The sequence below is a fragment of the Pseudomonas sp. Irchel s3f7 genome, from assembly GCF_900187615.1.
Taxonomy (GTDB): Bacteria; Pseudomonadota; Gammaproteobacteria; order Pseudomonadales; family Pseudomonadaceae; genus Aquipseudomonas.
Map to the genome: position 1 here is coordinate 41978 of NZ_FYDO01000022.1, position 18951 is coordinate 60928.

Sequence of the window (18951 nt, forward strand, 5' to 3'; positions counted from 1 at the left end):
TGCCGTGTTTAGAGCGTCGAAGCCGTCTGTGGCAGTTTCGGCTGGCGATACAGGTCCAGCAGCACCTGATCCAGCACTGACGAAGCGCCGAACGGAGCCTTGTCGTTGAGGATCGCCACCACCGCCCAGGTGTTGCCGTTGACGTCGCGGCTGAAACCGGCGATGGCGCGGACGGTGTTCAGGGTGCCGGTCTTGACGTGGGCTTCACCGCGCATCGCGGTGGTCTTCAGGCGTTTGCGCATGGTGCCGTCGGTCCCGGCAATCGGCATCGAGCTGATGTACTCGGCGGCATACGGGCTGTGCCATGCCGCTTCCAGCATCGAAGCCATTTCCCGGGCGCTGACGCGTTCGGCACGGGACAGGCCAGAGCCGTTCTCCATCACCAGATGCGGCGCCGTGATGCCTTTTTTCGCCAGCCACTGACGCACGACACGCTGGGCTGCCTTGGCGTCATCCCCATCGGCGTCGGTACGGAAACGTTGGCCAAGGCTCAGGAACAGCTGTTGGGCCATGGTGTTGTTACTGTATTTGTTGATGTCGCGGATGATTTCCGCCAGGTCTGGTGAAAAGGCCCGAGCCAGTACCTTGGCATTTTTAGGCGTTGGCGCCAGAACGTCCTTGCCCTGAATGCTGCCCCCCAGCTCCTTCCAGATGGCGCGCACGGCGCCGGCGGTATAGGTCGCGTGGTCGAGCAGCGACAGGTAAGTCTGCGAGCTGCAGCCTTCGGCCAATTGGCCGCCGACCGTCACGGTCACGCTGCCATCGGGCTGAGTCACCGGGTTGTAACGCACGCCACCGGTGCATTGCTTGCCGTTGATGGCCTTGACCTGGTTGTCGATGCGGATGCTGGCAATCGGCGGCTCTACCGATACCAGCACCTTGCCCGAGTCGTTGCGCGCGACAAAGCGCAGGGCCTTGAGGTTGACCAGCAGCGAATCGGGTTTGACCAGGAACGGTTTGTTATCGTCGTTGCCGTCGTCGTTGAACTCGGGCAGTTGCGGTTGCACGAAGAAGTTTTTATCCAGCACCAGGTCTCCGGTGACCTGGGTCACGCCGTTGGCGCGCAGGTCGCGCATCAGCAGCCAGAGTTTTTCCATGTTCAGCTTGGGATCGCCGCCGCCCTTGAGGTAGAGGTTGCCGTTGAGGATGCCGCCGCTGAGCGTGCCATCGGTGTAGAACTCGGTTTTCCACTGGTGATTGGGGCCGAGCATTTCCAGGGCCGCATACGTGGTGACCAGTTTCATGGTGGAGGCCGGGTTGACCGACACATCAGCGTTGTACACCGTCGCATTGCCGGGACCGGTGAGGGGAATCATCACCAGCGACAGGGCGTTGTCCTGCAACTTGCTGGCCTTGAGGGCCTTTTCGACATTGGGCGTGAGGGCGGTGTTGATGGTTGCAGCGGATACCGGGAAGGCCAGGGGCAGAAGAAGACCGGCCAGAAACAAGGAGCGCAAAGATTTGATCATCTGTAATAAAACCCTACAGCCGAGGGAAAATAAGGTGAGGGCATGAAGATAAATTCCCTCAATGGTCATGAAAGTGTCGGCATTATGCCCCAAGGTGTCATGACTTGTGCCGTGCCTTGGTCCTCTTGCCCGCTATTTTTTTACCGACGGTAGACGTCGCGGCCCAGAGAGTCGGGCAATCGCCGGCTTAAAATGCTAAAGTGCGGCCCGTTATTACTTATGAGGATTGTTCCAATGGCGACTAACCGTTCCCAGCGTCTGCGCAAAAAATTGTGCGTCGATGAATTTCAAGAGCTGGGTTTCGAACTGAACCTGGATTTCAAGGAAGATTTGTCCGAAGAAGCCATTGACGCTTTCCTCGAAGCCTTCATCAAAGAAGCCATGGAAGCCAATGGTCTGGGTTATGTTGGCGGCGACGACTTCGGTCTGGTATGCCTGCAGAAGCGTGGCTCGGTCTCCGAAGAGCAGCGCGCTGCTGTTGAAGCCTGGCTGAAAAACCGTTCCGAGCTGACCAAGGCTGAAATCAGCCCGCTGCTGGACGTTTGGTATCCGGAAAAGCCGATCAACGCGGCTAAGTGATACTGAAAAAAACGGCGACCTTCGGGTCGCCGTTTTTTTTCGTGGATCAAAAGATCGCAGCCTTCGGGGCGGTGTAATCCTGTAGGAGCTGTCGAGTGGAACGAGGCTGCGATCTTTCAGGCTTTACGCCAATTCAAAATCAATAATGTAATAACCCCCGCGACAATTCCCCAGAACGCCGAACCGATGGAAAACAGCGTCAGCCCCGATGCCGTGACCATGAAGGTGATCAGCGCCGCTTCACGTTCCTTCGCCTCGCTCATGGCGATGCTCAAGCCGTTGATGATCGACCCGAACAACGCCAGTGCCGCTATCGACAGCACCAGTTCTTTGGGCAGCGCGGCAAACAACGCCGCGAGTGTTGCGCCGAACACCCCGGCGATCCCGTAGAAAACCCCGCACCACACCGCCGCCGTGTAGCGCTTGTTGCGATCCTCATGGGCGTGGGGCCCGGTGCAGATCGCCGCGCTGATGGCCGCCAGGTTGATCCCGTGGGAGCCGAACGGCGCCAGCAGCAACGACGCGATGCCGGTGGTGGTGATCAGCGGCGAGGCTGGCACGGTGTAGCCGTCGGCGCGCAACACGGCAATACCGGGCATGTTTTGCGAGGTCATGGCCACCACGAACAGCGGGATGCCGATGCTGATGGTCGCGGCCAGGGAGAAATGCGGCGTGGTCCAGACGGGCGTGGCCACTTCCAGGTGGAATCCGCTGAAGTCCAGCAGGCCCATGAGACCCGACAGGGCCGTGCCGATCAACAATGCCGCCAGCACGGCATAGCGTGGCGACAGGCGCTTGACCAACAGGTAAGTGAAGAACATACCCAGCACCAAGGCGGTGCGATGCTGAGCCGCGACGAAAATTTCGCTGCCGATCTTGAACAGAATCCCGGCCAACAACGCGGCAGCCAATGAGGCCGGGATCTTTTTCACCAGGCGCTCGAAACTGCCGGTCAGGCCGCAGAGGGTTACCAGCACGGCGCAAGTGATGTAGGCGCCGATGGCTTCGCCATAAGTGACACCGCCCAGGCTGGTAATCAGCAACGCCGCGCCCGGGGTCGACCAGGCGATGGTGATGGGGGTGCGGTAACGCAGGGACAAGCCGATGGAACATACCGCCATGCCGATTGAAATCGCCCAGATCCACGAAGAAATCTGCCCGCTCGTCAGTCCGGCAGCTTGCCCGGCCTGGAACATCAGCACCAGGGAACTGGTATAGCCCGTCATCATGGCGATGAATCCGGCGACAATCGCGGAAGGCGAGGTATCGGCGAGTGGGCGCAATTGCGTGTGCGTGGCGTCATTCATGACGGCTATGTTCCTTAATACAGATGAAAATGTCTGCGATCCCCTGCGTAGGCGCAGCCTTCGGCAGCGCCTACAGAAATTGTGCGCAAATCACGGATTTCGGGTTTAAGCCTAAACTCAAAAGGAACTGGACGTTGCGATACAGCCAAGGCGACATTCAGCCGTACAGTCGTGTTGCCACCTTTCATTGTGTACAATCGCGGTGTTTTTTACGCGATACTTGCCAGCGACCCACTGTGCCGTATTACAGCCACCGCCAATTCGCCGCAGTTTTCCCGATTCGAGCGCCCATGAACGAACAGTTGCAACCCCTAAAGAAACAACCGCGAGCAGGCAAAGCAGGTCGCAGCGGTACTCAGGACGATATCGTCTACGCGCATATCTTCGAGGCTATCCTCGAACAGCGCCTGGCGCCCGGCACCAAGTTGAGCGAAGAAGCGCTGGGGGAAATTTTCGGGGTCAGTCGCACCATCATTCGCCGCGCCCTGTCGCGTCTTGCTCATGAAGGCGTGGTGTTGTTGCGTCCGAATCGTGGCGCGGTAGTCGCCAGCCCGAGCGTCGAAGAAGCCCGCCAGGTGTTCATGGCCCGGCGTCTGGTGGAGCGAGCGATCACCGAACTGGCCGTTGAGCACGCTACCGCCGAGCAGATCGCCGAGTTGCGCCAGATGGTCAACGATGAGCGCGACAGCTTCTCCCGTGGCGATCGCGGTGCCGGTATCCGTTTGTCGGGCGAATTCCACCTGAAACTGGCCGAGGCGGCGAAAAACACGCCGTTGATCAGTTTCCAGCGCAGCCTGGTATCCCAGACGTCGCTGATCATCGCCCAGTACGAAAGCGGCAACCGTTCTCACTGCTCTTACGACGAGCACACCCAGCTGATCGATGCCATCGAGGCTCGCAACGCTGAGTTGGCCGTGAATCTGATGATGCATCACATGGATCACATCGACAGCAAACTCAACCTCGACGAAGAAAGTGCGTCGGATGATTTGCACGCGGTGTTCTCGCACTTGTTGCAGACCAAGAAGCCTGGGCGTTCGACTGCCAAGCTCTGAAAGATCACGTCGCGTCCCATCGCTGGCAAGCCAGCTCCTACAAGAGCGGCGTGAATCATTGTAGGAGCCGGCTTGCTGGCGATGACGTTAGGGCAGGCAATAAAAATCCCCCGGGCTGCAAAGCGCCGGGGGATTTTTTATGCCCGGGAAAACTTAGCGCTGATGCACCAGATTCCCCGCCGCATACGTCTGTTGCACCGTCCGGTCATCGCCCAGCGTCATCAGCACAAACAACGTCTCGGCAATGTTGTTGGCCTGTTTCAGGCGATAGCTCAGCAGCGGTGTGGCGTTGTAGTCCAGCACCAGGAAGTCGGCGTCGGTTCCCGGTTGCAGGTTGCCGATCTTGTCTTCCAGGCGCAGTGCGCGAGCACCGCCGAGGGTCGCCAGATACAGCGACTTGAACGGGCTCAGGCGTGCACCTTGCAGTTGCATGACCTTGTAGGCTTCGTTCAGGGTTTGCAGCAGCGAGAAACTGGTGCCGCCGCCGACGTCGGTCCCGATGCCGACATTGAGGTTGTGCTTTTCGGCCATCGGCAGGTTGAACAGACCGCTGCCGAGGAAGAAGTTCGAGGTCGGGCAGAATGAGATGGCCGAACCGGTTTCCGCCAGGCGCGCGCATTCGTCATCGCACAGGTGCACGCCGTGGGCGAACACCGAGCGCTCGCCGAGCAACTGGTAATGGTCGTAGACGTCGAGGTAACCCTTGCGCTCCGGGAACAGCTCCTTGACCCACTCGATTTCCTTGAGGTTTTCGCTGATGTGGGTCTGCATGTACAGATCCGGGTATTCGGTCAGCAATTGGCCCGCGAGAGTCAGTTGTTCCGGGGTGCTGGTCGGTGCGAAGCGCGGCGTGACCGCATAGTGCAAGCGGCCCTTGCCGTGCCAGCGCTCGATCAGCGCCTTGCTTTCGACGTAGCTGGATTCGGCGGTGTCGGTCAGGTAGTCCGGCGCGTTGCGGTCCATCATCACCTTGCCGGCGATCATCCGCAGGTCGAGCTGTTCAGCGGCTTCGAAGAACGATTCCACCGACTGCGGATGCACACTGCCGAACACCAGCGCCGTGGTCGTGCCGTTACGCAGCAGTTCCTTGATGAAAATGTCCGCGACCTGGTCGGCATGGGCCTTGTCGGCGAACTGGCGTTCACAAGGGAAGGTGTACGTGTTGAGCCAGTCCAGCAGTTGCTCGCCATACGCGCCGACCATGCCGGTTTGTGGCAGGTGGATGTGGGTATCGATGAAACCAGGCGTGATCAGTGCGTCCTGGTAATGGGTGATCTCGATATCGGTTGGCAAGGTCGGCAGCAAGTCGCTGGCGTGGCCAATGGCACTGATTTTGCCGTTTTCGACCACCAGCAGGCCGTCGTCGAAATACTCGTAAGAGGCTTCGATACCAACGATGGCCGGGTCGGCGATGCTGTGCAAAATGGCGGCGCGGTAGGCTTTGCGAGTCAGAGGCATGGGGGTTCTCTAGTGTCGTTCTTGTCAGTTCGAGGCAGCTTGCTTCGACGCGTGGCTGCGGCGTGACGCGGGCAGCAGTTTGGCGATCGGTTCGGCGCTGGACGTCTGCTGGCCGAAATTCGCGTTATAGGTGGCGATGATTTCGCCGGCGATGGAGATGGCGATTTCCACAGGCAGTTTGCCTTTGACTTCGCCGATGCCCATTGGACAGCGCATGCGTTGCACGACGCTGCTGTCGAAACCGCGATCACGCAGACGGTGTTCGAATTTCACCCGCTTGGTCTTCGAGCCGATCAGGCCGAAGTAGGCAAAGTCGTTGCGCTTGAGAATTGCGGCGGTGAGTTCGAGGTCGAGCTGGTGGTTGTGGGTCATGACAATGCAGTAGCTGCCGGGGGGCAGATCGTCGATTTCATCCACCGGTTCTTCGCTGACAATCTTGCGCACGCCGTGGGGGATCTGCTCGGGGAATTCATCTTCCCGCGAATCGATCCAGCGCACCCGGCAGGGCAGGCTGGCCAGCAACGGCACCAAGGCGCGGCCGACATGGCCGGCGCCGAACACAGCGATCTGTGCTTGCACCTGCCCCATCGGTTCGAACAGCAACACTGTCGCGCCACCGCAGCACTGACCGAGGCTGGCGCCGAGGCTGAAGCGCTCCAGATGTGTGTCCTGCTTGCCGCTGACGAGCATTTCGCGGGCGATTTTCATCGCCTTGTATTCCAGGTGTCCGCCACCGATGGTGTCGAAGGACTGACTGGCGCTGATGACCATTTTCGAGCCGGCGTTGCGCGGCGTAGAGCCAAGCTCTTCGATGATGGTCACCAACACGCAGGGCTCACCCCGGTTTTGCAGGTCGGCGAGGGCGTCGATCCAGTTGTACATAAACACCTCAACATCTCTGTTGTCTGTTCGGCCGTCTTCGCCAGCAAGCCGGCTCCTACAGGTTTCGTGTCGGTCGCAGAATCGCGATGCACCGCCTATCTGTAGGAGCCGGCTTGCTGGCGATACAGGTGCCTCGGTCTTAGAGCGAAGCCAACTCGGTTTCAGCCTCGACAGCCTTCGCCACCTTCAACTGGCGCATTTGCTCACAGCCCCACAACACCCGCTCCGGGGTCGCCGGTGCGTCGATTTTCGGTTGATGCCTGTAGTCACCCAGGCTCGCCACGGCGTCCTTGATCGCACACCACGCGGCGATGCCGAGCATGAACGGCGGTTCACCGACAGCCTTGGAATGGAACACCGTGTCTTCCGGGTTCTTGCGGTTTTCCACCAGTTTCACCCGCAGGTCCAGCGGCATGTCCGCCACGGCCGGGATCTTGTAGCTGGCCGGGCCGTTGGTCATCAGCTTGCCTTTGTTGTTCCACACCAGTTCTTCCATGGTCAGCCACCCCATGCCCTGGATGAAACCACCTTCGACCTGACCAATGTCGATGACCGGGTTCAGCGAGGCACCGACGTCGTGGAGGATGTCGGTGCGCAGCATCTTGTACTCGCCGGTCAGGGTGTCGACCAGTACTTCGCAGCACGCCGCACCAAAGGCGAAGTAGTAGAACGGACGACCACGGGCCTGGCTACGGTCGTAGTGGATTTTCGGGGTCTTGTAGAACCCGGTGCTCGACAGCGACACTTGGGCGAAATACGCCTGCTGGATCAGCGCTTCGAAGGTCAGGATGTGATCGCGAACGCGCACATGACCGTTGTGGAATTCCACGTCTTCTTCGCTGACCTTGTAGTGACGGGCAGCGAACTCCACCAGGCGTTGCTTGATGGTTTCTGCCGCGTTCTGCGCCGCTTTGCCGTTCAGGTCGGCACCGCTGGAAGCGGCGGTCGGCGAGGTGTTTGGTACTTTGTCGGTGTTGGTCGCGGTGATCTGCACGCGGTCCATTTCCACCTGGAACACTTCGGCCACGACCTGCGCGACCTTGGTGTTCAGGCCCTGGCCCATTTCCGTGCCGCCGTGGTTCAGGTGGATGCTGCCGTCGGTGTAGACGTGCACCAGGGCACCGGCCTGGTTGAGGAAGCTGGCGGTGAAGGAAATACCGAATTTGACCGGCGTCAGCGCCAGACCTTTTTTCAGGATCGGGCTGTTCGCGTTGTAGTGACGGATCGCTTCGCGGCGCTCGGCGTACTGGCTGCTTTCTTCCAGTTCGGCGGTCATCTCCTCGAGCATGTTGTGCTCGACGGTCTGGTAGTAATGGGTGACGTTACGCTCGGTCTTGCCGTAGTAGTTGGCCTTGCGCACGGCCAGCGGATCGAGGGCCAGATGGCGAGAGATGGCGTCCATCACTTCTTCGATGGCGACCATGCCTTGCGGGCCGCCGAAGCCACGGTAAGCGGTGTTCGACGCGGTGTTGGTCTTGCAGCGATGACCGTTGATGGTCGCATCGCCCAGGTAGTACGAGTTGTCGGAGTGGAACATCGCGCGGTCGACGATCGACGCTGACAGGTCAGGTGAGTAACCGCAGTTGCCGGCCAGTTCCAGGTTGATGCCGTGCAGGCGGCCAGTGCTGTCGAAACCCACGTCGTACTCGACGTAGAAGGGGTGACGCTTGCCAGTCATCAGCATGTCTTCGACACGCGGCAGGCGCATCTTGGTCGGCTGACCGGTGAGGTGCGCGATCACGGCGCACAGGCACGCCGGGCTCGCTGCCTGGGTTTCCTTTCCACCGAAACCGCCACCCATGCGCCGCATGTCGACGACGATTTTGTTCATCGACACGTCCAGCACTTCGGCCACCAGTTTCTGCACTTCGGTGGGGTTCTGCGTGGAGCAGTAAACGATCATGCCGCCGTCTTCGGTCGGCATCACCGAAGAGATCTGGGTTTCCAGGTAAAAGTGTTCCTGGCCGCCGATGTGCAGTGTGCCCTGGATGCGGTGTTCGGCAGACGCCAAAGCAGTGGCCGAATCGCCGCGCTGATGGGTGTGGCTGTCGAGCACGAAGTGGCGTTTGCGCAGGGCCTCGACCACGTCCAGAACCGGTTCGAGATCTTCGTATTCAATGATTGCGGCCATGGCCGCCTTGCGTGCGGTTTCCAGGTCTTTCGCGGCAACGGCGACAACCGGTTGACCGACGAACTCCACGGTATCAATCGCCAGCAGCGGATCGCCCGGCAGCAACGCGCCGATGTCTTTCAGGCCCGGCAAGTCTTCGTGGGTGATGGCGATGCGCACGCCTTCGAAGGCGTAGCAGGGCGAGGTGTCGATGCTGATGATTTTCGCGTGGGCGCGGTCCGACAGGCGTGCATAGACGTGCAACTGATTCGGAAACTCCAGGCGGTCGTCGATGTACTGCGCTTCACCGGACACATGCTTGGCGGCGCTGTCGTGCTTGACGCTGCGGCCGACACCGGTGGTCAGGTCCTTGGCGAACAGTTCAGCCAGTTCGGCCTGGGTCTTCTCTACGGCGTGATGATTAGACATAAGCGGTCACCCGAGTCTCGATGTGCGGTGTTTGCAGTTCGATGAAGTATTTGCGCAGCAGGTTTTGCGCGCTCAGCAGGCGGTATTCCTTGCTTGCACGGAAGTCCGAGAGCGGCGTGAAATCTTCGGCCAGGGCGGCGCAGGCGCGTTCGATGGTGGCGTTGTTGAACGGCGCACCGACCAGCGCGGCTTCGCAGGTGGCGGCGCGTTTCGGGATGGCGGCCATGCCGCCGAAGGCGACGCGGGCTTCAGCCACTACGCCGTTTTCCAGGCGAATGTTGAAGGCGGCGCACACGGCAGAAATGTCATCGTCCAGACGCTTGGAAACTTTGTAGGCGCGGAACAGTTTTTCGACGCTGGCACGCGGCACGATGATCTTCTCGATGAACTCGCTCTCCTGACGCGCCGTGACGCGGTAGTCGATGAAGTAGTCTTCGAGCGCCATGGTGCGGCGGGTTTCGCCTTTGCACAGCACAATTTGTGCGCCAAGGGCGATCAGCAGGGGCGGTGAGTCACCAATCGGCGAAGCGTTACCGATGTTGCCGCCAAGGGTGCCTTGGTTGCGGATTTGCAAGGACGCAAAGCGATGCAGCAATTCACCAAAATCCGGGTACTCGGCGTTCAACGCCTCATAGCAATCGGAAAGCGAAGTGGCGGCGCCGATTTCCAGGCGATCGTCGAAACGTTCGATGCGCTTCATCTCGGCGACGTTGCCGACGTAGATCATCACCGGCAGCGTGCGGTGGAACTGGGTGACTTCCAGCGCCAGGTCGGTGCCGCCAGCCAGCAGGCGGGCTTGTGGGTAGGCATCGTAAAGGTCGGCCAGGTCAGCCACGGTCAGGGGCACCAGGCAGCGTTTGTCGCCGCTGTTGAGCTCGCCGATGTCGGTGGGCGCGATGGCTTTCAGGCGAGCGATGGTGTCGGCTTCGCGGGCATCGAACTGATCCGGTTGCTTGGCGCAGCAGGATTGCTCGGCGGCTTCCAGGATCGGCCGGTAGCCAGTGCAACGGCAAAGGTTGCCGGCGAGTGCTTCGTGAGCCTTGGCCTGATCCGGTGCATCGCTGTTCTTTTGCAGTGCAAACAGCGACATCACGAACCCGGGAGTGCAGAAGCCGCACTGCGAGCCGTGGCATTCGACCATGGCTTTCTGCACGCTGTGCAGCTCACCTTTGTGCTTGAGGTCTTCAACGCTGATCAACTGCTTGCCGTGCAGGGACGAGACGAATGTCAGGCACGAGTTGAGGCTGCGATAGCGAATGTGTTCGCGGCCATCGTCATCCGTTTGCAACTCGCCGACCACCACGGTGCAGGCGCCGCAGTCACCGCTGGCGCAGCCTTCTTTGGTGCCGGGTTTGCCCACATGATCGCGCAGATAGTTGAGCACAGTCAGGTTCGGGTCCAGGGCGTGCTCGCTACGGAGTTCCTGGTTGAGTAAAAACTGGATCACGGAAGACCTCGCAGACTCATTATTGTTGTTAGCCGATTGGAGCTGAATTTAGCAGGTCTGACTTTTCGGTCAATGGTTTTCTGACTTAAAGGTCAGGAATGTGCATTTTGATGGTCAATGACTCCTTTGTTCATTATTGACCCTCCTTCAATTGCCTGCTTTGTGCTTGAATCGTGCCAAAACCACCGGGCAGGCCCTGCGCCATGACGTACCAATTGCGCTACACTGCGCCGCTTGTGCAGATCGAAGAGTTTGAAGGACAACCATGACGTTCAAGGCGCCGGACAGCCTCGCCGAGCAAATTGCTCACCACCTCGCCGAACGCATCATTCGCGGTGAAATGAAGCCCGGTGAGCGCATCCAGGAACAGAAGGTCACGCTGGCTCTCAACGTCAGTCGCGGATCGGTTCGCGAGGCATTGTTGATCCTTGAGCGTCGGCACCTGATCGCCATCCTGCCGCGACGTGGCGCCCACGTGACGGAGCTCACTGCGCATAAAGTGCAAAGCCTGTGCACGCTGATGAGCGAGTTGTACATCCTGCTCGGCAACGCCGTGGCCAGTGGCTGGAAGACTCAAGCCGACATGGCGCCGTTCGTACAGATCCAGCAGCGCCTGACCGACAGTTTCGAGCGGCAGGACATCCGCACCTTCGTCGACGACAGTTTCAATGTGATGCGCGCTGCGTATCCGTTCGCCGACAATCCGTATTTGCAGGAAACCGTCGAGAATCTGCAGCCGGCCATGAGCCGCGCGTATTTTCTCGCCCTGGATCAGCGCAAGGCGTCGATGAGCGAGTATCTGGAACTGTTCGAGCGTCTGCTTGCGGCCGTGCTGGCCCGTGATATTGCACAGATCCGCGAAGTGCTGACGGCGTATGCCCAGCGCAGCTGCGATCTGGTGATCTCTGCCCTGACGGATGCTTAAGCGTGCGGCTAAAGTGCATCAAGCTCGCGGGGTTCAAGTCCTTCGTCGATCCGACCACGGTGAACTTCCCCAGTAACATGGCGGCGGTTGTCGGCCCCAATGGCTGCGGCAAGTCGAACATCATTGACGCCGTTCGCTGGGTGATGGGCGAGAGTTCGGCGAAGAACCTCCGTGGCGAATCGATGACTGACGTCATCTTCAACGGCTCCACCAGTCGCAAACCGGTGAGTCAGGCGAGCATCGAGCTGGTGTTCGATAACTCCGACGGCACATTGCTCGGCGAATACGCCGCCTACGCGGAAATTTCCATTCGCCGCAAAGTAACGCGCGACAGCCAGACCACTTACTACCTCAACGGCACCAAATGCCGCCGTCGCGACATCACCGACATCTTCCTCGGCACCGGCCTCGGCCCGCGCAGCTATTCGATCATCGAGCAGGGGATGATCTCCAAGCTGATCGAGTCCAAGCCTGAAGACCTGCGCAACTTTATTGAAGAAGCCGCAGGCATCTCCAAGTACAAGGAGCGCCGGCGCGAGACCGAAAACCGCATCCGCCGCACCCACGAAAACCTCGAGCGTCTGACCGACCTGCGCGAAGAACTGACGCGCCAGCTCGAACGCTTGCACCGTCAGGCCGAGGCCGCCAAGAAATATCAGGAATACAAAGGCGAGGAGCGACAGCTCAAGGCCCAGCTCTCGGCCCTGCGCTGGCAGGCGCTGAACGACCAGGTCGGGCAGCGTGAAGCAATCATCGGCACTCAGGAAGTTTCGTTCGAAGCGCTGGTGGCCGAGCAGCGCAATGCTGATGCGAGCATCGAACGCTTGCGCGATGGCCATCATGATCTGTCCGAGCGCTTCAATCTGGTCCAGGGGCGCTTCTATTCGGTCGGCGGCGACATCGCCCGGGTCGAGCAGAGCATCCAGCACGGTCAGCAGCGCTTGCGCCAGTTGCAGGACGATCTGAAAGAAGCCGAACGCGCGCGCCTGGAAACCGAATCTCACCTGGGCCACGACCGCACGCTGTTGCTGACCCTCGGCGAAGAGCTGGACATGCTCACGCCAGAGCAGGAAGTTACCAGCGCCGCTGCAGAAGAAGCCGCCGCTGCGCTGGAAGACTCCGAAACCACCATGCACGGCTGGCAAGAGCAGTGGGATACCTTCAACCTCACCGCCGCCGAGCCTCGGCGTCAGGCCGAAGTGCAGCAGTCGCGCATCCAGCAACTGGAAACCAGCCTGGAACGGCTGGCCGAACGGCAGAAGCGTCTCGGCGAAGAACGCGCCTTGCTTTCGGCCGATCCGGAAGACGCAGCGATCATGGAGCTCAGCGAACAGCTCGCTGAATCCGAAGCGACGCTCGAGGATTTGCAGACCAGCGAAGAAGCACAGGTCGAAAAGCTTGAGCAATTGCGGCAGGAGCTGCAGCAAGCGCTGTCGGCGCAACAGCAGGCGCAGGGTGATTTGCAGCGGCTCAATGGTCGACTGGCCTCGCTGGAAGCCTTGCAGCAAGCCGCACTTGACCCTGGCACCGGCACCGCCGAATGGCTGCGCGAACAGAATCTTGCGAATCGCCCACGCCTGGCTGAAGGCCTGAAGGTTGAAGCAGGTTGGGAGCTGGCGGTGGAAACCGTGCTTGGCGCCGATCTGCAAGCGGTGCTGGTGGATGATTTCAAAGGTTTTGATCTGGCCGGGTTCACCCAGGGCGACCTGCGTTTGCTCAGTCCGGCTGGCGATGGCGTGCGGGTGGCGGGCAGCCTGCTCGACAAGGTCGAGGCCCAGATCGATCTGTCACCGTGGCTGGGGCAGGTCAAACCGGTCGACAGTCTCGAGCAGGCCCTGGCGTTGCGCGCTCAATTGACCGCCGGCCAGAGCCTGATCAGTCGCGATGGTTATTGGGTCGGTCGACATTTTCTGCGGGTGCGTCGAGCCAGTGAAGCCGAAAGCGGCGTGCTTGCCCGCGGTCAGGAAATCCAGCAGTTGGGGCTAGAGCGCGACGAGCGCGAAGCCACCGTCGAAGCCCTGGAAACCCAGCTTCAGAATCTCAGGGCGCAGCAGCGTCAGCAGGAAAACGGTCGCGAACATCTGCGTCGTCTGCTGCAGGACGAAGCGCGTCAGCAAGGTGAGCTCAAGGCGCAATTGTCTGCCGGTAAAGCCAAGGCGGAACAGTTGACCTTGCGTCGCACACGTCTCGACGACGAGCTCGTCGAGCTGGACGAACAGCGTGCGCTGGAACACGAAAACATCGGCGAAGCGCGCCTGCAATTGCAGGAGGCCCTCGACAGCATGGCGCTGGACACCGAGCAGCGCGAATTGCTGCTGGCCCAGCGCGACAGCTTGCGCGAACGTCTGGACCGGGTGCGTCAGGAAGCGCGGCAGCACAAAGATCACGCGCATCAATTGGCGGTGCGCCTGGGCTCGCTCAAGGCCCAGCACGATTCGACGCGTCAGGCGCTGGAGCGCCTGGAGATGCAGTCCGAACGCCTGACCGAAAAGCGCGAACAGCTGAGCCTCAATCTGGAGGAGGGCGAGGCACCACTCGAAGAGCTGCGCCTGAAACTCGAAGAGTTGCTCGACAAGCGCATGACCGTCGACGAAGAACTCAAGACTGCACAGATCGCCATGGAAGACGCCGACCGCGAACTGCGCGACGCCGAGAAGCGCCGCAGCCAGGCCGAGCAACAATCCCAACTGATTCGCAGCCAGCTCGAAACCCAGCGCATGGAATGGCAGGCCCTGACCGTGCGCCGCAAGGCGTTGCAGGACCAGTTGCTGGAAGACGGCTACGACTTGCACGGCGTGCTCGCCACGCTGACCGCCGAGGCCAACGAGAAAGACGCCGAGGAAGAGCTCGAGCGCATCGCCGCGCGGATTGCGCGCCTTGGTGCGATCAACCTCGCGGCCATTGACGAGTACCAGCAACAATCAGAACGTAAACGTTATCTGGATGCACAGAACGACGATCTGGTGGAAGCCCTTGAAACGCTTGAGAACGTGATTCGCAAGATCGACAAGGAAACCCGTAACCGTTTCAAAGATACCTTTGATCAGATCAATGGCGGTTTACAGGCGCTTTTCCCAAAAGTTTTCGGTGGCGGGCGCGCGTATTTGGAACTGACGGGCGAAGATCTACTCGATACAGGGGTAACGATCATGGCGCAGCCGCCAGGTAAGAAGAACAGCACCATCCATTTGCTCTCCGGTGGCGAAAAAGCCCTGACCGCATTGGCACTGGTTTTTGCGATCTTCAAGTTGAACCCGGCGCCGTTCTGCATGCTCGATGAAGTTGACGCGCCACTGGATGACGCTAACGTTGGACGCTACGCACGGCTGGTAAAGGAAATGTCGCAAACGGTGCAGTTCATCTACATCACCCACAACAAGATCGCCATGGAAATGGCGGAGCAATTGATGGGGGTGACGATGCACGAACCGGGTTGTTCGCGATTGGTTGCCGTGGATGTGGAGGAGGCGATGGCGATGGTGGATGCCTGAGTCGAGGCTTGCAGGACGATTGTGTATGGTCTGTAGGACTTGTTTACGGGTATCGACTTGCTGGCCAATCGACATATTCGCGTAAGCCGGGGCTGTAGACGGTGTAAAGTTGCCTTTGGTCGTGCTAGTTTAATGTCAATTTTTCGTATACGTGGCACAAAACGCCTGTCAGAACATAGGGTTGGCGCCACGTTTTAAAGCGGTTTACAGGCTGTAAACCCCTTATTTTTCAGCATTTTTATAGAGGCACGGGATTACATGGAAATCGGTCTGCGCGAGTGGCTGATCGTCATCGGCATTATTGTCATTGCCGGTATTCTTTTCGATGGCTGGCGCCGTATGCGCGGTGGCAAGGGAAAATTGAAGTTCCGCCTTGATCGAAACCTGTCCAACCTGCCGGACGAGGACACCAGCGCTGAGCTGTTGGGCCCGCCGCGTGTGCTGGATACGCATAAAGAGCCGCAACTGGACGAGCACGATCTGCCGTCGGTGAGCATGCCTGCCCGTGAGCCTCGCGAGTCGGGCTCCAAGCGCGGCAAGCGGGGTCACAGCGAACCTTCGCAGGGCGACATGAACCTCAGCCTGGATCTGGACGGCGGCCCGAGCTTCAGCAGCCGTGACGACGATTTCCCGGATGACACCAAGGCTTCGCCATCGGTCGGCGAAAAAGATCAGCCGCAAGCTGAAGAAGTCCTGGTGATCAGCGTGATCTGCCGTGACGCGGCAGGCTTCAAGGGCCCAGCGCTGTTGCAGAACATTCTGGAGAGTGGTTTGCGTTTCGGCGAGATGGACATTTTCCATCGGCACGAAAGCATGGCAGGCAACGGCGAAGTGCTGTTCTCCATGGCTAACGCGGTCAAGCCAGGCGTGTTTGACCTGGACGACATCGACCACTTCAGCACGCCGGCCGTGAGCTTCTTCCTCGGTCTGCCGGGTCCGCGTCATCCGAAGCAAGCGTTTGACGTAATGGTGGCAGCGGCGCGCAAATTGTCCCAGGAGCTGAACGGCGAACTGAAGGACGATCAGCGCAGCGTACTGACTGCCCAGACGATCGAGCACTACCGTCAGCGCATCGTCGAGTTCGAACGTCGTGCACTGACCCAGAAGCGTTGAATTTGGAAGTGTGTGGGCATGACTGCCACGCGCTGTAGGAGCCGGCTTGCTGGCGATGCGGACTTGAAACCGCCATCGCCGGCAAGCCGGACTCCTACAATGAATCTGCGCCGCATCAACAGATTGAGCAGCCTCGGCTGCTCTTTTGCTTTATGAGAGAACACCCATGACTGCCGCCGAAAACCGCGTTCTAGCGCTGCGCGCCGAGCTGGATCAGCACAACTACCGTTACCACGTCCTCGACGAGCCGAGCATTCCGGACGCCGAGTACGACCGTTTGTTCAACGAGCTCAAGGCCCTCGAAGCGGCCAATCCCGACTTGATCACCAGCGACTCGCCGACCCAGCGAGTGGGCAGCGCGGCGTTGTCGGCGTTTACCCAGGTGCGTCATGAAGTGCCGATGCTCAGCCTCGGCAACGCCTTCGAAGAAACCGACATGCGCGAGTTTGATCGCCGGGTGACCGAAGGTCTGGACCTGCCGGCCGGCGACCTGTTCGGTGGTGGCGCAACGGTTGAATACAGCTGCGAACCCAAGCTCGATGGCCTGGCGGTCAGTCTGTTGTATCAGAACGGCGTATTGGTTCGTGGCGCAACGCGGGGCGACGGCACGACCGGCGAAGACATCAGCGTCAACGTGCGCACCGTGCGCAATATTCCGCTCAAGCTGCATGGCACGGGCTGGCCGCAAACCCTGGAAGTGCGTGGCGAAGTCTTTATGTCCAAGGCCGGTTTCGAGCGGCTCAATGCCACGCAACTGGAAGTTGGCGGCAAGACCTTCGCCAACCCGCGCAACGCGGCGGCAGGCAGCTTGCGTCAGCTGGACTCAAAGATCACCGCCAATCGTCCGCTGGAATTCTGCTGCTACGGCATCGGCCAGGTGTCGGCGGACATTGCCGATACGCATATCGGCAATTTGCAGCAGCTCCAGGCCTGGGGCATGCCGATCAGTCATGAGCTGAAACTGGCCAATGGCATTGATGAGTGCCTCGATTATTATCGTGACATTGGTGAGCGCCGCAACGCGCTGCCCTATGAAATCGACGGCGTGGTGTTCAAGGTCAACAGCATCGCTTCCCAGCGCGAGCTGGGCTTTCGCGCCCGTGAGCCGCGTTGGGCCATCGCCCACAAATTCCCGGCCATGGAAGAGCTTACCGAGCTGCTGGATGTGGAGTTTCAAGTCGGTCGCACCGGTGCGGTGACGCCCGTGGCACGCTTGAAGCCGGTCAAGGTTGCCGGTGTCACCGTGGCCAACGCCACGCTGCACAATATGGACGAAGTGGCGCGTCTCGGTCTGATGATCGGCGACACGGTGATCATCCGTCGTGCCGGTGACGTGATTCCGCAAGTGGTGCAGGTGGTCATGGATCGTCGTCCGGAAAATGCCCGGCCGGTGCAGATTCCCGAGCAATGCCCGGTGTGCGGTTCCCATGTCGAACGCACACAGTTGATCAAGCGCAGCAAGGGCCGCGAGACCGTCAGCGAAGGCGCGGTGTACCGCTGCGTCGGCCGCCTGGCCTGCGGCGCGCAGCTTAAGCAGGCGATTATCCATTTCGTTTCCCGTCGCGCCATGGACATTGAAGGCTTGGGCGACAAGAGCGTCGAGCAGTTGGTGGATGAAGGGCTGGTCAGTTCGCCAGCCGATCTGTATGCCCTGAAATTCGAAGACATTGTCGACCTGGAAGGCTTTGCCGAACTGTCGAGCAAGAAGCTGCTCAGCGCCATCGAAGACAGCAAGAAACCGGGACTGGCGCGCTTCATCTATGCCCTCGGGATTCCCGATGTCGGTGAGGAGACGGCCAAGGTTCTGGCTCGCTCGCTGGGTTCGCTGGAGCGCGTGCAGCAAGCCTTGCCGCAGGTGCTGACGTACTTGCCGGATGTCGGCCTGGAAGTCGCGCATGAGATCCACAGTTTCTTCGAAGACACGCACAACCAGCAGGTGATCGCGGAACTGCTCAAGCATGGTTTGCAGATTCAGGATCAGGGTGAGTTGGGTGCCGAGTTCGCGGCCAGTACCACCCTGGGTGGTTTCCTCGACAAGCTGCACATTCCATCGGTCGGGCCGGGCGGGGCTCAGAAACTGGCTGACCGCTTCGGCTCGCTGCAAGCAGTGATCGGCGCAGACTGGCTGGACATGCGTCAGGCGCTTCCGGAGAAGCAGGCCAATTCGGTGCGCGAGTTCTTTGCGGTCGAGGAAAATCGTCAATTGGCCGAAGCCGCCGAGAAGCAACTGGCCGATTTCGGCATGCACTGGCTGAGCGAAAAGAAAGTCGTCGAAGGCCTGCCGCTGGCCGGGCAGACCTGGGTGTTGACGGGTTCGCTGGAATTGATGAGTCGCGATATCGCCAAGGACAAGCTCGAACGCCTGGGAGCGAAAGTCGCCGGCTCGGTTTCTGCGAAAACCCATTGTGTTGTTGCCGGGCCGGGAGCGGGGTCGAAGTTGACCAAGGCCAATGAGCTTGGGTTGAAAGTTTTGGATGAAGAGGCGTTTGTGGCGTTTTTGAGCACGCACGGTATTACCGTGTGATGCCCTACAGATCTACGCAACCCTTGTAGGCGCTGGCTTGCCAGTGAAGAGGCCAGAAAGATTGGTGCAAGGCTCAAGACCGCCTTCGCCGGCAAGCCGGCTGCTACAAAAAAGGGGAACGTTCTTGAAGCGGGAATGATCTAGTCTCTGCAAGCCTCAGGG

Annotated in this window: 12 protein-coding genes; 6 read left to right on the forward strand and 6 right to left on the reverse strand. The window is 60.0% G+C overall.

The annotated features are described in order from the left end of the window. Positions 1-8: 8 nt before the first annotated feature. Entirely contained in the window at positions 9-1469 is a 1461-nt protein-coding gene (dacB, locus tag CKW19_RS19295; RefSeq protein ID WP_095059393.1) for a D-alanyl-D-alanine carboxypeptidase/D-alanyl-D-alanine-endopeptidase, read from the reverse strand. A gap of 234 nt (positions 1470-1703) precedes the next feature. Between dacB and CKW19_RS19300 the strand changes: the two genes are divergently transcribed. Continuing rightward, positions 1704-2048: a YggL family protein gene (locus tag CKW19_RS19300; protein WP_053157451.1), complete on the forward strand. Its 345-nt coding sequence runs from the start codon at positions 1704-1706 to the stop codon at positions 2046-2048. A 116-nt stretch (positions 2049-2164) separates the two neighbouring features. Here CKW19_RS19300 and CKW19_RS19305 read toward each other — a convergent pair whose 3' ends face one another. Further along, positions 2165-3355 (reverse strand): benzoate/H(+) symporter BenE family transporter, encoded by a 1191-nt coding sequence (locus CKW19_RS19305; RefSeq protein ID WP_095059394.1) that lies wholly within the window; start codon positions 3353-3355, stop codon positions 2165-2167. 290 nt (positions 3356-3645) lie between these two features. Between CKW19_RS19305 and CKW19_RS19310 the strand changes: the two genes are divergently transcribed. After that, the gene (locus CKW19_RS19310) at positions 3646-4410 is read left to right on the forward strand and encodes a GntR family transcriptional regulator (RefSeq protein ID WP_095059395.1); all 765 of its coding nucleotides are present in this window, start codon (positions 3646-3648) and stop codon (positions 4408-4410) included. A 153-nt stretch (positions 4411-4563) separates the two neighbouring features. On the opposite strand, the gene guaD is transcribed toward CKW19_RS19310, so the two are convergent. From guaD to xdhA, 4 genes are all read right to left on the reverse strand, one after another. Further along, on the reverse strand, positions 4564-5868 hold the full coding sequence (gene guaD, locus CKW19_RS19315) for a guanine deaminase (protein WP_095059396.1): 1305 nt from the start codon (positions 5866-5868) through the stop codon (positions 4564-4566). 24 nt (positions 5869-5892) lie between these two features. Continuing rightward, entirely contained in the window at positions 5893-6750 is an 858-nt protein-coding gene (xdhC, locus tag CKW19_RS19320) for a xanthine dehydrogenase accessory protein XdhC (protein WP_095059397.1), read from the reverse strand. A gap of 139 nt (positions 6751-6889) precedes the next feature. Beyond that, positions 6890-9289 (reverse strand): xanthine dehydrogenase molybdopterin binding subunit, encoded by a 2400-nt coding sequence (gene xdhB, locus CKW19_RS19325; RefSeq protein ID WP_095059398.1) that lies wholly within the window; start codon positions 9287-9289, stop codon positions 6890-6892. Then, the gene (xdhA, locus tag CKW19_RS19330; protein WP_095059399.1) at positions 9282-10736 is read right to left on the reverse strand and encodes a xanthine dehydrogenase small subunit; all 1455 of its coding nucleotides are present in this window, start codon (positions 10734-10736) and stop codon (positions 9282-9284) included. The genes xdhB and xdhA overlap by 8 nt, the downstream gene beginning before the upstream one ends. 265 nt (positions 10737-11001) lie before the next feature. Between xdhA and CKW19_RS19335 the strand changes: the two genes are divergently transcribed. The 4 genes from CKW19_RS19335 (at position 11002) to ligA (ending at position 18789) form a co-directional block, all read left to right on the forward strand. Then, positions 11002-11661, forward strand: coding sequence for a GntR family transcriptional regulator (locus tag CKW19_RS19335; protein WP_095059400.1), 660 nt, complete (start codon positions 11002-11004; stop codon positions 11659-11661). Between the two features lie 2 nt (positions 11662-11663). Next, a complete protein-coding gene (smc, locus tag CKW19_RS19340) occupies positions 11664-15152 on the forward strand; it encodes a chromosome segregation protein SMC (protein ID WP_095059401.1) in 3489 nt (1162 codons plus the stop codon). 258 nt (positions 15153-15410) lie between these two features. After that, entirely contained in the window at positions 15411-16265 is an 855-nt protein-coding gene (gene zipA, locus CKW19_RS19345; RefSeq protein WP_095059402.1) for a cell division protein ZipA, read from the forward strand. A 166-nt stretch (positions 16266-16431) separates the two neighbouring features. Then, positions 16432-18789, forward strand: coding sequence for an NAD-dependent DNA ligase LigA (gene ligA, locus CKW19_RS19350; RefSeq protein WP_095059403.1), 2358 nt, complete (start codon positions 16432-16434; stop codon positions 18787-18789). Positions 18790-18951: the final 162 nt, after the last annotated feature.

What these genes read in the sequence shown, in the direction of transcription:
- dacB (WP_095059393.1), bottom strand. Translation starts at nt 1,469, where the DNA reads ATGATCAAATCTTTGCGCTCCTTGTTTCTGGCCGGTCTTCTTCTGCCC.
- CKW19_RS19300 (WP_053157451.1), top strand. Translation starts at nt 1,704, where the DNA reads ATGGCGACTAACCGTTCCCAGCGTCTGCGCAAAAAATTGTGCGTCGAT.
- CKW19_RS19305 (WP_095059394.1), bottom strand. Translation starts at nt 3,355, where the DNA reads ATGAATGACGCCACGCACACGCAATTGCGCCCACTCGCCGATACCTCG.
- CKW19_RS19310 (WP_095059395.1), top strand. Translation starts at nt 3,646, where the DNA reads ATGAACGAACAGTTGCAACCCCTAAAGAAACAACCGCGAGCAGGCAAA.
- guaD (WP_095059396.1), bottom strand. Translation starts at nt 5,868, where the DNA reads ATGCCTCTGACTCGCAAAGCCTACCGCGCCGCCATTTTGCACAGCATC.
- xdhC (WP_095059397.1), bottom strand. Translation starts at nt 6,750, where the DNA reads ATGTACAACTGGATCGACGCCCTCGCCGACCTGCAAAACCGGGGTGAG.
- xdhB (WP_095059398.1), bottom strand. Translation starts at nt 9,289, where the DNA reads ATGTCTAATCATCACGCCGTAGAGAAGACCCAGGCCGAACTGGCTGAA.
- CKW19_RS19335 (WP_095059400.1), top strand. Translation starts at nt 11,002, where the DNA reads ATGACGTTCAAGGCGCCGGACAGCCTCGCCGAGCAAATTGCTCACCAC.
- zipA (WP_095059402.1), top strand. Translation starts at nt 15,411, where the DNA reads ATGGAAATCGGTCTGCGCGAGTGGCTGATCGTCATCGGCATTATTGTC.
- ligA (WP_095059403.1), top strand. Translation starts at nt 16,432, where the DNA reads ATGACTGCCGCCGAAAACCGCGTTCTAGCGCTGCGCGCCGAGCTGGAT.